Origin of the sequence: Candidatus Reidiella endopervernicosa, from assembly GCF_013343005.1 — a bacterium.
GTDB lineage: Bacteria > Pseudomonadota > Gammaproteobacteria.
Genome location: NZ_CP054491.1, coordinates 2,777,899 through 2,791,791 on the forward strand (window position 1 = coordinate 2,777,899; position 13,893 = coordinate 2,791,791).

General features: G+C 54.3%; 16 protein-coding genes, 1 tRNA gene and 1 pseudogene. 1 reads left to right on the forward strand and 17 read right to left on the reverse strand.

Going from position 1 to position 13,893, the window contains the following annotated elements; genetic code table 11:
* The first annotated feature begins 90 nt into the window (after window positions 1-90).
* A pseudogene (locus HUE57_RS15080) lies at window positions 91-1,220 on the forward strand (PilT/PilU family type 4a pilus ATPase).
* Between the two features lie 179 nt (window positions 1,221-1,399).
* Here HUE57_RS15080 and HUE57_RS15085 read toward each other — a convergent pair.
* From HUE57_RS15085 to HUE57_RS15165, 17 genes are all read right to left on the reverse strand, one after another.
* A tRNA-Lys gene (locus tag HUE57_RS15085) sits at window positions 1,400-1,475 on the reverse strand.
* A gap of 60 nt (window positions 1,476-1,535) precedes the next feature.
* Complete coding sequence (locus HUE57_RS15090) at window positions 1,536-2,795, reverse strand: YeeE/YedE family protein (protein WP_078483723.1); 1,260 nt, start codon at window positions 2,793-2,795, stop codon at window positions 1,536-1,538.
* A 111-nt stretch (window positions 2,796-2,906) separates the two neighbouring features.
* Window positions 2,907-3,581, reverse strand: a complete 675-nt coding sequence (gene queC, locus HUE57_RS15095; protein WP_078483722.1) for a 7-cyano-7-deazaguanine synthase QueC — start codon at window positions 3,579-3,581, stop codon at window positions 2,907-2,909.
* Window positions 3,582-3,595: 14 nt separating this feature from the next.
* Window positions 3,596-4,255: a 7-carboxy-7-deazaguanine synthase QueE gene (gene queE, locus HUE57_RS15100; protein ID WP_078483721.1), complete on the reverse strand. Its 660-nt coding sequence runs from the start codon at window positions 4,253-4,255 to the stop codon at window positions 3,596-3,598.
* 33 nt (window positions 4,256-4,288) lie between these two features.
* The gene (ybgF, locus tag HUE57_RS15105; RefSeq protein ID WP_078483720.1) at window positions 4,289-5,173 is read right to left on the reverse strand and encodes a tol-pal system protein YbgF; all 885 of its coding nucleotides are present in this window, start codon (window positions 5,171-5,173) and stop codon (window positions 4,289-4,291) included.
* A 5-nt stretch (window positions 5,174-5,178) separates the two neighbouring features.
* The gene (gene pal / locus HUE57_RS15110; protein WP_078483719.1) at window positions 5,179-5,721 is read right to left on the reverse strand and encodes a peptidoglycan-associated lipoprotein Pal; all 543 of its coding nucleotides are present in this window, start codon (window positions 5,719-5,721) and stop codon (window positions 5,179-5,181) included.
* Window positions 5,722-5,776: 55 nt separating this feature from the next.
* Window positions 5,777-7,093 (reverse strand): Tol-Pal system beta propeller repeat protein TolB, encoded by a 1,317-nt coding sequence (gene tolB / locus HUE57_RS15115; RefSeq protein WP_078483718.1) that lies wholly within the window; start codon window positions 7,091-7,093, stop codon window positions 5,777-5,779.
* Between the two features lie 2 nt (window positions 7,094-7,095).
* Window positions 7,096-8,031 carry a cell envelope integrity protein TolA gene (gene tolA / locus HUE57_RS15120; RefSeq protein WP_078483717.1) on the reverse strand — a complete coding sequence of 312 codons (936 nt, stop codon included), beginning with the start codon at window positions 8,029-8,031 and terminating at the stop codon, window positions 7,096-7,098.
* Between the two features lie 10 nt (window positions 8,032-8,041).
* Window positions 8,042-8,473: a protein TolR gene (gene tolR / locus HUE57_RS15125; protein WP_078483745.1), complete on the reverse strand. Its 432-nt coding sequence runs from the start codon at window positions 8,471-8,473 to the stop codon at window positions 8,042-8,044.
* 12 nt (window positions 8,474-8,485) lie between these two features.
* Window positions 8,486-9,175 carry a protein TolQ gene (gene tolQ / locus HUE57_RS15130; RefSeq protein ID WP_078483716.1) on the reverse strand — a complete coding sequence of 230 codons (690 nt, stop codon included), beginning with the start codon at window positions 9,173-9,175 and terminating at the stop codon, window positions 8,486-8,488.
* Window positions 9,165-9,569 carry a tol-pal system-associated acyl-CoA thioesterase gene (ybgC, locus tag HUE57_RS15135; protein ID WP_078483744.1) on the reverse strand — a complete coding sequence of 135 codons (405 nt, stop codon included), beginning with the start codon at window positions 9,567-9,569 and terminating at the stop codon, window positions 9,165-9,167. Before ybgC ends, tolQ begins: the two co-directional genes overlap by 11 nt.
* A 61-nt stretch (window positions 9,570-9,630) precedes the next feature.
* Entirely contained in the window at window positions 9,631-10,671 is a 1,041-nt protein-coding gene (ruvB, locus tag HUE57_RS15140; protein WP_078483715.1) for a Holliday junction branch migration DNA helicase RuvB, read from the reverse strand.
* Window positions 10,672-10,674: 3 nt separating this feature from the next.
* Window positions 10,675-11,280 carry a Holliday junction branch migration protein RuvA gene (ruvA, locus tag HUE57_RS15145; RefSeq protein WP_078483714.1) on the reverse strand — a complete coding sequence of 202 codons (606 nt, stop codon included), beginning with the start codon at window positions 11,278-11,280 and terminating at the stop codon, window positions 10,675-10,677.
* Window positions 11,277-11,795 (reverse strand): crossover junction endodeoxyribonuclease RuvC, encoded by a 519-nt coding sequence (gene ruvC / locus HUE57_RS15150; RefSeq protein ID WP_078483713.1) that lies wholly within the window; start codon window positions 11,793-11,795, stop codon window positions 11,277-11,279. The genes ruvA and ruvC overlap by 4 nt, the downstream gene beginning before the upstream one ends.
* A gap of 12 nt (window positions 11,796-11,807) precedes the next feature.
* Complete coding sequence (locus HUE57_RS15155; RefSeq protein ID WP_078483712.1) at window positions 11,808-12,551, reverse strand: YebC/PmpR family DNA-binding transcriptional regulator; 744 nt, start codon at window positions 12,549-12,551, stop codon at window positions 11,808-11,810.
* 65 nt (window positions 12,552-12,616) lie between these two features.
* Window positions 12,617-13,030, reverse strand: a complete 414-nt coding sequence (locus HUE57_RS15160; RefSeq protein WP_135622203.1) for a hypothetical protein — start codon at window positions 13,028-13,030, stop codon at window positions 12,617-12,619.
* 298 nt (window positions 13,031-13,328) lie between these two features.
* Window positions 13,329-13,865, reverse strand: coding sequence for an outer membrane beta-barrel protein (locus HUE57_RS15165; RefSeq protein WP_078483710.1), 537 nt, complete (start codon window positions 13,863-13,865; stop codon window positions 13,329-13,331).
* Between the last annotated feature and the right edge of the window lie 28 nt (window positions 13,866-13,893).

The following is a 13,893-nucleotide window of genomic DNA, read 5'->3' on the forward strand; positions in this document are numbered from 1 at the left end:
TGCGCGGCAACCTACCATTTCATACCATCAATGCCATACTAGGCCGACAACCTGATCCCCGTAGAAAAACACAACAAGAGAGCCGCAACGATGGAATTTGTAGACTATCTAAAACTACTCGTACACAAAGATGGTTCCGACCTCTACCTCACCACCGGTGCACCACCTGCGGCCAAGTTTGAAGGACGCCTCCAGGCTATCGACAACGTCACCATGACTCCTGATCGGCTCTGGGAGATCGCCAACTCATTGATGGATGAAGAGCAGCAACAGGAGTTTCACCACAAACCCGAGATGAACCTGGCAATCTCCGAATCAGGGGTTGGCCGATTTCGCGTCAATATCTTTATGCAACGCAACTCACCCGCGATGGTCATTCGTAACATCAAAGTTGACATCCCCAAGACTGAATCGCTTGGGCTACCTGAATCGCTTAAAACGATCATCATGGAGAAACGCGGCCTGGTACTGTTTGTCGGTGCAACAGGCTCCGGAAAATCCACATCACTCGCCGCACTGATTAATCACCGCAACGAAAACTCAGCAGGCCATATCATTACCATTGAGGATCCAATTGAGTTTGTTCATAGCCATAAGAAGTCACTGATTAATCAGCGCGAGGTCGGCGTTGATACAGACAGCTATGAAGACGCTCTTGCCAATACACTGCGACAGGCACCCGACGTCATACTAATCGGTGAGATTCGCCATCAGGAGACGATGGAACACGCCATCGCATTTGCCGAGACCGGTCACCTCTGCCTCTCTACTCTCCATGCCAATAACGCCAACCAAGCCCTTGATCGAATCATTAACTTCTTCCCAGAGGAGCGCAAGAACCAGCTACTGCTCGATCTCTCGCTCAACCTTAAGGCGTTTATCTCGCAACGTTTGATTCCAACAATAGAAGGCAAACGTTGTGCAGCTATTGAGATATTGATTGGAACACCGCTGGTCTGCGATCTGATCAAGAAGGGTGATGTGCATGGCATCAAAGAGGTGATGGAGAAGTCTGAAAACCTTGGCATGCAAACCTTCGACTCCGCACTATTCAAACACTACAAAGCGGAACAATCAGTCTTGAAGAGGCTCTACGCAATGCAGATTCTCCTAATAACCTCAGATTGCGTATAAATCTTAGCGAAGGTAGCGAAGATGAAGACCCTGCACATGCGGGCCTCAGTCTTAGTCCTCTGCACGAAGATGATCCGCTCGATTAATTAAATATGGCTATGGAATCGATCTGAATTAACTCTTAATACAAGAACCTTCCAGGCGCATCTCATAGGTAGTGAATGTGTTTCTGCTAAGGAGTTATGACAAGAGAGTGCTTTTCAGCGGGAAATTTTATGAAACGAGGTGATTAGGAGCATCCATTCTCCATTACCTTTAGATAAACTGGTGGGCCGTCCGCGACTCGAACGCGGGACCAGCGGATTAAAAGTCCGATGCTCTACCAACTGAGCTAACGGCCCGAAATGAGGCGCACATGCTACCTCACTTTGAGAAAAACGCAAGCGTTATTCAGACGTGATTTATACCGCCTCGTGCTTGCGCAGCCCATTCGGGAGCAGACGTAGATCAGCCATTGCTGTGACGAGAGCTGAGAAGAAGCTACTGTCGTCATAGACCATCTTATAGAGCTGTACCTTCATCGTAATCGCGCTGCCATAGATAATCGCGACAAGCGTCATCATCGAGCCAATAGCGAGCGTTGAAACACCTGTGATTCCCTGTCCGATGGTACACCCCATCGCTAGCACACCACCGAAGCCCATCAACACCGCACCGATCAGGTGAGTAACGAAATCGCCCACACCAACAAACCACTCGACACGTAGGCTCTTGCTAACCAGTGACCAGACAAAGGAGCCAACGATAACGCCAAACAATGCCATCACACCAAAGGTCAGCAGTGAAGCGCTAAACGCGCCTTTCACCAGACCGAAGCTTTGCCCCATCGGATTAATAAAGGTAAATGATTGCGGACTGAGTGGAGCTGCAGCTGCTGGTTTTCCTTCATCCGATTCCGCCAGGAAATCCCACTCTGCATAGTAACTACTCAGGTTATAGGCCGATCCATCAAGATCGAGCTGAACCATGCTACTGACATACCAGCCGGCCAGCACTGCCATACCGACAACTACACCACCCAGAATATTGTCGAAGCCGCCTCGAAACTCTGATGATTTAAAGACGAAGAAGAGCAACAGCGCGGCAACGCCCAGACCAAGCCAGAGTCGTGCAGATGCTGAGTTCTCACCGGCTACCAGTGAGCCGAGGTCCTGACCAGCACCCAGATTTACCGCCATCGGGTTGGTCCATTCATAGAAGAAGAGAGAGTAGAGGGTGTTGTCACTGCCTGGGAAAGGGTTGGTCATGTAATAGGCGATCACGCCAATCACCGCCAGAACGACTATCGATTTCAGGTTACCACCGCCGATACGAATCAGTGTTTTGTTACCGCATCCCGAAGCGAGCGTCATACCGACACCGAAGGTCAGTCCACCCAATAGATGCTCAATCCAGGCAAGAGAGCCGTTGCGGTAAGGAGGAAAAGCCTCGTCGGGGCGAACCATACCCTGCGATTCCAGCACAGTCATACCGATCAATGCGACCGCAATCGCGAGGATCCAGGCGCGCATTCTGCCCCAGTCACCCATATTGACCATATCGGAAACCGCACCCATGGTGCAAAAATTGGTCTTATTGACCACAGCCCCCATCACGACAGCGATGGCAAAGGTCAGCCAGAGCATGATCGACAGACCACTATTAAAAGAATCAAACACCATACCGGCACATCCTCCGTATCGATTTTCCTAACATCTACAAACTTTCGACACCTTGATCGGGGTCACTAGCCGAACAAGACTAACGGATAGTACCCGACTGTTCCATCCGGGTTATCCCCGATAGTGAGTCGGATCCTCGATTCCGGCCTCGGCAAAGCCAACCGCCCGCAGTCGACAGGAATCACATTTACCACAGGCGCGCCCGCTACTATCAGCCGAGTAGCAGGAGACGGTTTGGCTATAATCCACACCGAGCCTTATACCCTCGCGGATAATATCAGCCTTTGAGAGGTCGATCAGTGGTGCCTGCACTCGAAACTGCTCCCCCTCCACCCCAGCCTTGGTTGCAAGAACCGCAAGTCTTTCAAAAGCTTTGATAAATTCTGGCCGACAGTCTGGATAACCCGAGTAGTCGACGGCATTCACGCCGATAAAGATATCGTGCGCCCCGACCACCTCGGCCCAACCGAGCGCAAAGGAGAGAAAAACGGTATTTCTTGCCGGTACATAGGTAACGGGTATGCCCTCTGTGGGTGATTCAGGCACATCAATTGAGCTATCGGTGAGCGCTGAACCACCAATAGCACCCATATCGATACGTATTACTCGGTGCTCCACCGCGCCAAAAAGAGTGGCTACTCGTCGCGCCGACTCCAGCTCCACCTCATGGCGTTGACCATAATCGAAGCTGAGTGCATAACACTCATAGCCAAGCTCTCGAGCAATCGCCAGCACCGTAACCGAATCGAGACCGCCTGAAACCAGCACAATCGCCCGCCTAGTCATCTACGACCCCCATCTCAACGCCCCTGCGTCTCTCGCCACAACAGTTTATGCAACTGCAGCTGAAACCTGACATGCAACCGATCTTCCAAAATCCACTCCGCCAGTTCGGTCGGATCCTGTGCTTCATGTATGGGTGAAAACAGAATCTCGCAACGTTCCGAGAGTTTATGTTCCGCAATAATCGACCGTGACCACTCATAATCTTCACGACTACAGATGACGAACTTGAGCTGATCACGCGCCGTAAGGTATTGCAGATTTTCAAGCAGATTGCGTGATGACTCGCCTGAATCGGGTGTTTTAACATCGACCACTCGTACCACTCGCTCATCGACAGTGGAGATATCGAGTGCACCACTGGTCTCAAGTGAGGTCTCATAACCAAGGTCACAGAGCTCAGTAAGAAGTTTAAGACACCCCTTCTGCGCCAGTGGCTCACCACCCGTCACACAGACATGATGTGCACCGAATTGGGCCACCTGCTCAAGGATCGATTCAATGGCGATCGACTCACCGCCAGTAAAGGCGTACTCAGTATCACAGTAGTTACAGCGGAGTGGACACCCCGTCAGACGGATAAAAACGGTTGGCCATCCAACCGATCGAGATTCACCCTGAAGTGAGTAGAATATCTCACTGATGCGCAGCTGTTGCGCGCGCTCATTGCTACTCATAGTCGACCAACCAACTGCTACAGGCGCGACAACTCAGCGCCCTTCACGGAGCATCTGCTGCAGACGTTTGTCAGCCAAGCGTGCGGAACGACTACCAGGGTAGCGACTCTTGACCGAATCAAGCACACGTCGAGCTTCGTCGTACTCCTTCAGCTCGTAGCGGATATAACCGATCTTCAGTGTTGCATCGGCCACCTTGGCGCTGGATGGGAACTCACTCTGCACCTTGCTGAACTCCGCTAATGCAGGGGTAAAGTCACGCATCACGTAGTATGCCTCACCCATCCAGTAGCGTGCGTTATCGGCATAGTTACCACGAGGAAATGCATTCAACTGACTGGTAAAGGCACCAATCGCCTGTCGATAGTTACCCTCTTTGAGTAGACCAAAGGCGCGCTGATAGGCGATCTGCTCACCCTGACTCGGCACCGTCGCCTGTGGCTGCAGTGCCATTGAGGGATTCGTGCTCAACGCCGGCTGAGGTGTAGTCATAGGCAACGCTGGAGCCATCGGTTGCGCAACCGAAGGTGATGCCGGTTGTGTCAGCGAAGGTCCAATCATTGGCATGCCCGGACGTGCTACTGGTGGGGTCGGCAGCGTTGGTGCAACTGCCGTCGGTCTGGCCTGAAGCCGACGATCAATATCAAGATAGAGTTCCTGTTGACGCTTCTTGAGTCGCTCGAGCTCAAAATTCTGCTGCTCAAGATCACCACGTAGCTGCTGTACTTCACTCTGCAATTGCTGGAGCGAACTACGCATATTCAATAACGCGCTACTCTCCAACACACGTTCAAGGCGCTGCATACGCACCTCAAGACCGTTGTTGGTGACCGGCTCAACCGGAGCAGCAATCGCAGATTGTGAGAACGCCGCTGCCAGCAGCAGCGCGTAAACAGGCTTTCTATCTAATATCGACATATCGCTTAGTTGGAGTAGACCAGTACCACGCGACGATTCAGGCGCCACGACTCTTCGCTATGACCAAAGCCCTCAGGGCGTTCTTCACCGTAGCTGACGGTGTTGATCTGGTGGCCAGGCGCGCCCTGCAGGGTCAAGACCTCACGAACGCCCTGTGCGCGACGATCACCCAGACCGATGTTGTACTCACGGGTACCACGCTCATCGGCATGCCCCTCGAGGGTCAGGGTCAGTTCAGGATGCTCCAGCAGGTAGGCGGCATGTGCGCCCAGCATGGCGTTGTTCTCTTCCATCACTGCACTGCTATCGAAATCGAAGTAGATCACCCAGCGGTTCAGTGGATCACCACTCTGATCATTGAGCATGCGACCATCAAAGTAGTCACCACCCATCGCGCCACTAGTTGAAGCGCCATCGGCACCCTCACCACCGGTCGTTGTGCTGTGATCATCGACAGCCACATCACCCTGCTCACCGCCACCCATACCGCTACACGCAGTCAGTGTCAGGATAGAGACAAACAGCACCACACTCTTGAAGATCTTCATTCAGCCACCCCTTCCTCATCAATTACTTTTAAGTTGTTGGATTCTTCTCACACCGCTAACGCATCGGCTTCGGTGACCACGCAGGTTCGCGAACATCACCCTCACTCAGTGCCAGCCGCTGCTGTACACGCCCATCCACGGAGACCGCAGAGAGCACCGCCTTATAACGCTCCGTTGCGGCATAGATCACCATGCTGCCATTAGGCGCAATACTCGGTGACTCGTCCAGGCTGCCGTCGGTGAGGATTCTAATCTCACCACTATCCATCTCCATCACTGCAATCCGGAAACGACTATCACCTGAAACCTGATGCACAAAAGCAAGCCGTCGCCCATCCGGGGAGAAGCTTGCTCTGGCGTTATATTTGCCCTCAAAGGTCAGTCGCTGCGCCTTACCACCCCGCGCCGCCACCTTGTAGAGCTGGGGTCTTCCGCCCCTGTCGGAGGTAAAGACTACCATACGCCCGTCAGGAGACCATACCGGTTCTGTGTCAATCGCATTGTGGTTGGTCAGTCGACGTAGCTTACGACTCCCCAGTTCAACCACATAGATCTCAGGATTGCCATCCTTTGAAAGGGTCAGCGCCATCCGTTTACCATCAGGCGAGAACGACGGTGCGCCATTAATACCGGCATAGGATGCGATCAGATCGCGCTTGCCACTACGGATGTTCTGCATATAGATAGACGCCTTGCCCTTCTCAAAGGTGACATAGGCAAGACGCGTTGCATCGGGCGACCAGGCGGGTGACATCAACGGCTGCGAAGAGCGCAGCACCACCTGTGGATTAAAACCATCAGCATCGGCCACCTGTAGTACAAAGGTCGGCTTCTCGTTGCTGCCGAGGCGACTGATATAGGCGATATGGGTCGAGAATGCACCCGGATGACCGATCAGCTTCTCATAGATAAGATCACTGATGTGGTGGGCGACACGGCGAATATTGGTACGCGAGACCTGAAAGCTGTATCCCGCCAGCTGCTTCTCCTGGGTCACATCGAAGAGCTGAAAGCGCAGCTCAAACTTACCGCCGCCCTTGGGGGTCATGCGACCGACCACAATGTTGTCTGCCCCCAGCAGACGCCAATCAGCAAAGCGGACTCCAGTACCATCGGTCGGACGAGAGAGCAGATCTTTCTCAGCTAGCGGTTTAAAGAGTCCACTGCGTCTGAGATCCGCCGCGACAATACGGCCGACATTCTGCGAAGGATCGATACCGTTCACACCCTGCATACCAAATGGAATCACCGCGATAGGTAATGCACCTTCGGCACCCTTGGTGATTTCGATGGTCAGACCCTCAGCCTGTAGGGCAGTAGATCCAAGCCAGACCATCAAGGCTAGCAGGCCTCTAATAAAGATTTTGTTCAAACTTACTCCTCCGGTTTGAAGATGAAGGTTATCACACGCATTCGGTCAAAAATCGCCGGATCGGATGGAACCGGCAGGGGGGATGCCTTGCGCACGGCGTTCTCTACCGAGCGATCAAAAATAGCGCTGCCACAGCTCCGTTCAATCTGCACCGAGACCACCTCGCCACCCGGGATCATCTGCACCCGCACCGAACATTGCAGACCCGCTCGCCAGCCACCCGGTTTCAACCAGTAGCTCTGCACACGCTGTGCGATGCGAATTTTGTAACTGGTAATCGCCTTCTGAGCCGCCCGTGCAGCGGCTACCTGTCGGGCGGCCTCCGCTTCGCGCTGCTCCGCCTCTAGCGCCTCGCGCATTTCACGCTCACGCTCCTCGCGAGCCGCCTTTTCAATGCGTTGGCGCTCCTGCTCAGCAACTCTCTGCTTCTCAACTTCCGCAGCCTTACGCTGCTTCTCCGCCTCGGCCTCTTTGCGCTTCACTTCCGCTTCAGCCTTCTTTTTGGCCTCAAGCTTACGTTTTTTCTCTACTTCCACCTTGCGTTTGGCATCGGCTTTCTTCTTCAGCTCGGCCTTTCGTTTGGCATCAGCCTTTTTCTTCGCGTCCGCCTTACGTTTGGCATCCGCTTTTTTCTTTGCCACTGCTTTACGTTTCGCGTCGAGTTTGCGTTTTTTCTCTGCCTCGACCTTGCGCTTGGCATCCAGCTTGCGCTTCTTCTCCGCCTCAGCCTTTTTTCGGATCACATCGTCACGCCGTTTTAGCTCGGCCTGCACCTTCGTCTCATCGACAAACTGCGCCTGGATGATATCGACCTTGGGCTGCTCGATCGGTTTTTCGCTCGACCAGTCCATTCCCATCACCAGCATCGCCGCCAGCCCGACGTGGATCGTCAGCGAGTAGAAGAGGGAAAGAAAGCGATTGCCGCCTCGTGATGCCATCGGCGTTCCGCTACTTATCCTGTCCGCGTGGATCGGCCATCAGCCCCACACTTGGCGCGCCCGCCTCTTGCAACAGCGCCATCACCTCAACCACACGACCGTAATCGACGCTATTATCACCGCGAACCATGACAGGCGTTTTAGGCTGTAGCTTGAGTACCTTTGCTACCTGTGCCTTGAGGATTTCTGGTTCTATAGGCTTCTCAACCTTGTTGCCGACATTAAGGAAATAGCGCCCTTCAACATCAACACTCACCACTAGCGGCTCACGATCTTCTGCCTTCAGCGGCTCAGCATCGGCCTGCGGCAGATCAACGGTAACGCCCTGGGTCAGCAGCGGTGCGGTGATCATAAAGATCACCAGCAGCACCAACATTACGTCGATATAGGGAACGACGTTGATCTCGGCAATTGGGCGGCGACGCTTACGTCCCTTCTGCACGGCAGCCACGGATTAAACCGTCCCTGATTGCACGTGTGCCTGACGATGCAGAATGGTCGAGAACTCCTCAAGGAAGTTGTCGTACTGCCCCTCAAGGCGTTCAACATCGTGCGAGTAGCGGTTGTAGGCGAGCACGGCGGGGATCGCGGCAAATAGGCCCATCGCGGTGGCGATTAGCGCCTCGGCGATACCGGGCGCTACCATCGCCAACGTCGCCTGCTGCACATTACCCAAACCGCGGAAGGCATTCATGATGCCCCACACGGTACCGAACAGACCGACATAGGGGCTGGTCGAACCGACCGTGGCGAGGAAGGGAAGATTTGACTCAACCTCATCGACCTCACGGGTCAGAGCCACCCGCATCGCGCGCTGCGCACCTTCAACTACTGCATCAGGGTCGATACCCGGCTTCTTGCTCAGCCGTGCATATTCACTAAAACCCGCCTCGAAGATACGCTCCATCCCCTCGGGATCGTGATGGCGCATTGAGATCTGTTTGTAGAGCTGGCTCAGGTCACCGCCCGACCAGAAGCGCTCTTCAAAATCATCGGCATCGCGTCGTGCCTGCTTCAGCGCACTCCATTTGCGGAAGATCATATTCCACGATGCAATCGAGACCACCAGTAGAAGCAGCATCACAGCCTGTACAAGTGGACTCGCTCCCAGAATCAGGTGGGTAAAAGAGAGATCAACGTTCATCCTGCATCTCCATTAACATTATTTTTGGTATTGGACAGGGGCGCATCGTATCGGCCTTCAAACAGGCGATTTTAATCTCTCCCTTACAGAGCACCACGCCATCACGACTGACGATCTGCTCAAAGCTAAAACTTGCCTTACCCTGCTCGATGATCTCAGCCGAGACATCGAGTGCATCATTAAAATGAGCTGGCTTGAGGTAGTCAGCATTGACAGAGCGAACGGCAAAGATGATCCCCTGCTCCTCAATCAGCCGATCCTGTTCAAAACCGAGACTGCGCAGCCACTCGGTGCGCGCCCGCTCCATAAATTTGAGGTAGTTTGCGTAGTAGACCACGCCACCGCTGTCGGTATCTTCGTAATAGATCCGCACCGGCCAGTGAAAGGTGCTCACGCGGCTGCTCCCCCATTCTTCAAACAGCTGCTTTTTTGTGACTTCACCACAACCATTTCGTTCACTCACCAAACAGATTTGAATCAAGACTCGCTGCAACGTGACTCGGCAGCTTGAGACCAAAGTGGCGATAGGCGTTCTCTGTTGCCACACGACCGCGCGGGGTGCGCATCATAAAGCCCTGCTGGATCAGGAAGGGTTCCAACACATCCTCGATGGTGCCACGCTCCTCGCCAATCGCCGCCGCCAGGTTATCGACACCGACCGGACCACCACCGAACTTTTCAATCATGGTCTGCAGCAGACGACGATCCATCTGATCAAAACCGTTACCATCGACACCGAGCATCTCCATCGCACTGGAGGCGACCTCAGCATTGATAAGGCCGTTTGCCTTCACCTGTGCATAGTCACGTACCCGACGCAGCAGACGGTTGGCGATACGCGGTGTGCCACGAGAGCGGCGTGCGATTTCACCAGCCCCCCCCTGATCAATATCGACCGAGAGGATATCGGCCGAACGTGTAACGATATGAGTCAGGTCTTTTACGTTGTAGAACTCGAGTCGCAGCACGATACCAAAACGATCACGCAACGGAGAGGTCAGCAGTCCGGCGCGAGTGGTTGCACCGACCAGGGTGAAGGGTGGCAGATCGAGTTTGATTGAGCGTGCCGCTGGGCCTTCACCAATCATGATATCGAGCTGGTAATCCTCCATCGCCGGATAGAGCACCTCTTCGACCACCGGACTGAGGCGATGGATCTCATCGACAAACAGCACATCGTGCGGTTCAAGGTTGGTCAACAGCGCGGCGAGATCACCAGGACGTTCCAGTACTGGGCCGGAGGTGTGACGCATGTTCACACCCATCTCGTTGGCAATGATATGTGAGAGTGTTGTCTTGCCCAGCCCAGGCGGGCCGAAGATCAGTGTGTGATCGAGTGCGTCGTTGCGGTGGCGTGCCGCATTAATAAAGATATCGAGCTGTTCGCAGGCGGCGGGCTGTCCGACATAGTCGGCGAGCATCTTGGGGCGAATAGCACGCTCCAGCGCCTCCTCATCCGACTGACCGGCTGCAGTAATAAGACGATCTTCGTCCACGCCCTAACCCTTCACTGCCGACTGCAGCGCCATGCGTATCAACTCTTCGCTACTCGCATCTTCACTGGCAACCGCACGTACCATTTTGCTCGCCTCGTTCGGTTTGTAACCGAGTGCGATCAGTGCACTAACAGCATCCTCGACTGGATTCTCGACCACCTCTTTGTCCGCAGCGCCAGCACCCGGAAGCGAGACTGCCGCCTCGACATCACCCAGCTTGTCACGCATCTCAACGATCAGCCGCTCGGCGGTCTTTTTACCGATACCGGGCAGTCGGGTCAGTGCCGTGACACTATCCTCCTGCACACAGCGGGCAAACTCCTCGGCGCTCATGCCGGAGAGAATTGCCAGCGCCAGTTTGGCACCGACACCGTTAACCTTGATCAGTGCGCGGAACATCGAACGCTCACTCTCGCTGCCAAAACCGAACAGGATATGGGCATCATCACGCACCACCAGGTGGGTGTGCAGGGTAACGGTGGCGTTGAGTTCGGGGAGGTTGTAGAAGGTCGACATCGGCGCTTCAACTTCATAACCGACACCATTCACATCGAGCAGTAGCTGGGGCGGTTGTTTGACCAGCAGGGCACCGCGCAGACGACCAATCATCGCCATCTCCCACCACGACGACTGCGGGCCGTCGGGATATTGAGCATCGTCTTGCTGGTGTGGCCATGACAGAGGGCGATTGCCAAGGCATCGGCCTGATCGGCCTGTAGCTTCTCAGCGATACTGAGGATCTGCGCCACCATATGTTGAACCTGTGCCTTGTCGGCGCGACCGGTTCCGACCACCGCCTGTTTGATCTGGGTTGGGCTGTATTCACTAACGGTGAGGTCGTGGGTCACACCGGCACAGATCGCTGCACCACGTGCCTGACCGAGTTTGAGAGCGGAGTCGGCATTACGGGCCATGAAGACCTTCTCGATCGCCATCTCATCGGGGGAGAACTCTGCCAGCACCTCACTCACTCCATCGAAAATCTGTTTCAGCCGCTCCGGCAGTGAATCACCCTTGATCTTCAGGTGGCCACTGGCGATATGGCGACTCTTCATCCCCTCGGTCTCGATGATACCGAATCCGGTGATTCTGGAGCCGGGATCGATACCGAGGATACGAGTCATAACGGACACAACCTAAAGCTGCGCCATCACCTCATCGGAGAAGTCAGCGTTGGAGTAGACATTCTGTACATCGTCGAGATCCTCCAGCGTATCAACCAGTCGCATCACCTTCTCTGCATCCTCTAGCCCCAGATCAACACCGGTTGAAGGGTTCATGGTGATATCGGCCACCTCGGGCTCGAAACCGGCGGCAACCATCGCATCCTTAACATTGGTGAACTCCTCCCAGGCGGTGGTCACCTCGATGGTGCCGTCATCGTTGGTCACCACATCCTCAGCACCCGCCTCCAGTGCGGCCTCCATGATGGCGTCCTCATCGGAACCAGCCGGGTAGCTCATCATGCCGATCTTGGTAAAGAGATAGGCAACTGAACCGTCGGTGCCAAGGTTACCACCCGCCTTGGTAAAGGCGTGACGGACCTCAGAGACGGTACGGTTACGGTTATCGGTCAGGCAGTCGACCATTACCGCTACACCCGATGGGCCGTAGCCCTCGTAGCGGATCTCATCATAGTTATCGCCATCGACATCACCGGAACCACGCTTAACTGCGTTCTCGATGGTGTCTTTCTTCATGTTGCCAGCGAGGCCTTTATCGATGGCCGCGCGCAGACGAGGGTTGGAATCGGGATCACCACCACCCATCTTGGCAGCTACCACGATCTCTCGAATCAGTTTGGTGAAGAGCTTGCCGCGTTTGGCATCCTGCGCGCCCTTACGGTGCTGAATATTGGCCCATTTACTATGTCCCGCCATGAAACCCTCTCTGTAACTCTCTATATCCGGTAAAAAATTCGCGCCAGTGTACCATTTTGCGCCCGCTATGGCGTATCTGAATCATGGAAAAAGTCTCCATTTTTCAGGAAGTGACAACACTGCGCTGCAGCCTCAGCTGAACCGAGCAGTCCCATATGTGTGGTGACCAGAACTAGATGATCACTCATCCCCTCCAGTCGCGTCTCCACAACCGCCACTGTACCGTCGTTCGGCTTTGCCAGACCCGGCACCAGCAGGCCAACACCCACCGACCGAGAACCGGCGATCACTCCCAGCTCACGATCTAGCGACCAACCGTGATCCTGCTCGGTCAACACACCCCGACTATGTCCCAGTAACACCCGTCCAACGAGGTTGTTGTCAAAACGCCTTGCGACATAGCTCCCCTGATGCGGCGTACCCAGTGTCACTACACGCCCCGGCGGCAAATCTGGATAGTCATTCAGTAGCTGGCGCACCAACAGCCCCCCCAGACTGTGGCAGACTAAAGTGGATTCGTTCTCCCTCTTGTCTCTGCACAAAACGTCTTAATTGCTCAAGACGATCACACGGTGTGCTACGCAACGTGGCATAACTAAACTGTGCTACTCGATAACCACAACGATGCAGCCTCAATCGCAACAGGCTCATCTCCGCTCCACGCATCAGTAGACCGTGAACCAGTACAATCGTCTCTCTCATCCTCTTCCCTTGATAACCAGGCATAAAAAAGCCGCACAGAGTGCGGCTTTTCAATTCAATAGTGGTTAATGCAGCTTAAAAACGGTTAACAAAACCGATGTTCCACGATTTCAGACCGTAATTGCCCTGATCGACATACTGCACAAACTCGGCAGTGAGCGCAGTGGTCTCATTTCCGTAGAGTTCGATACCACCACCGTAGGAGACACCGCCCTGCAGGTCTGTCTCACTTGATGTACCGTCATCAACACTGGTGTGCATCAACGAGACGCCACCCAGCACGTAGAGACGCAAACGGTCATCCATCAGCGGCAGATTGCCGCGCATAAAGACGCCACCCAGCGCATTGACCTGATAGTCTCCATCGTCGGTCGACACCTCGGGGGTACGCAACACCTGCGCCTCAAGGCCAAAATTATCGGAGTAGTTATGACCCAACTTGGCCAGATAGCCCGCTGAGCCACCATTACTGATCTTGGTGCCGGTACTGTCGGCGGTATATTGATAGTCGGCCATCCAGCTAAGTCCAACGTAGTTATTACCGTCCTCAGCACTTGCCTGACCAACCAGCAGTGCAGCAAAACCACCTATCAAGAAATGTCTCAGCTTCATCTTATCCCCCCGCAGCTCTGCGTCCTTT

Excerpts from the sequence above, each read along its gene's own strand:
- HUE57_RS15090 (WP_078483723.1), bottom strand. The coding sequence starts at position 2,795 with ATGGTGTTTGATTCTTTTAATAGTGGTCTGTCGATCATGCTCTGGCTG.
- queC (WP_078483722.1), bottom strand. The coding sequence starts at position 3,581 with ATGACTAGGCGGGCGATTGTGCTGGTTTCAGGCGGTCTCGATTCGGTT.
- queE (WP_078483721.1), bottom strand. The coding sequence starts at position 4,255 with ATGAGTAGCAATGAGCGCGCGCAACAGCTGCGCATCAGTGAGATATTC.
- ybgF (WP_078483720.1), bottom strand. The coding sequence starts at position 5,173 with ATGTCGATATTAGATAGAAAGCCTGTTTACGCGCTGCTGCTGGCAGCG.
- pal (WP_078483719.1), bottom strand. The coding sequence starts at position 5,721 with ATGAAGATCTTCAAGAGTGTGGTGCTGTTTGTCTCTATCCTGACACTG.
- tolA (WP_078483717.1), bottom strand. The coding sequence starts at position 8,031 with ATGGCATCACGAGGCGGCAATCGCTTTCTTTCCCTCTTCTACTCGCTG.
- tolQ (WP_078483716.1), bottom strand. The coding sequence starts at position 9,175 with ATGAACGTTGATCTCTCTTTTACCCACCTGATTCTGGGAGCGAGTCCA.
- ruvA (WP_078483714.1), bottom strand. The coding sequence starts at position 11,280 with ATGATTGGTCGTCTGCGCGGTGCCCTGCTGGTCAAACAACCGCCCCAG.
- ruvC (WP_078483713.1), bottom strand. The coding sequence starts at position 11,795 with ATGACTCGTATCCTCGGTATCGATCCCGGCTCCAGAATCACCGGATTC.
- HUE57_RS15155 (WP_078483712.1), bottom strand. The coding sequence starts at position 12,551 with ATGGCGGGACATAGTAAATGGGCCAATATTCAGCACCGTAAGGGCGCG.
- HUE57_RS15165 (WP_078483710.1), bottom strand. The coding sequence starts at position 13,865 with ATGAAGCTGAGACATTTCTTGATAGGTGGTTTTGCTGCACTGCTGGTT.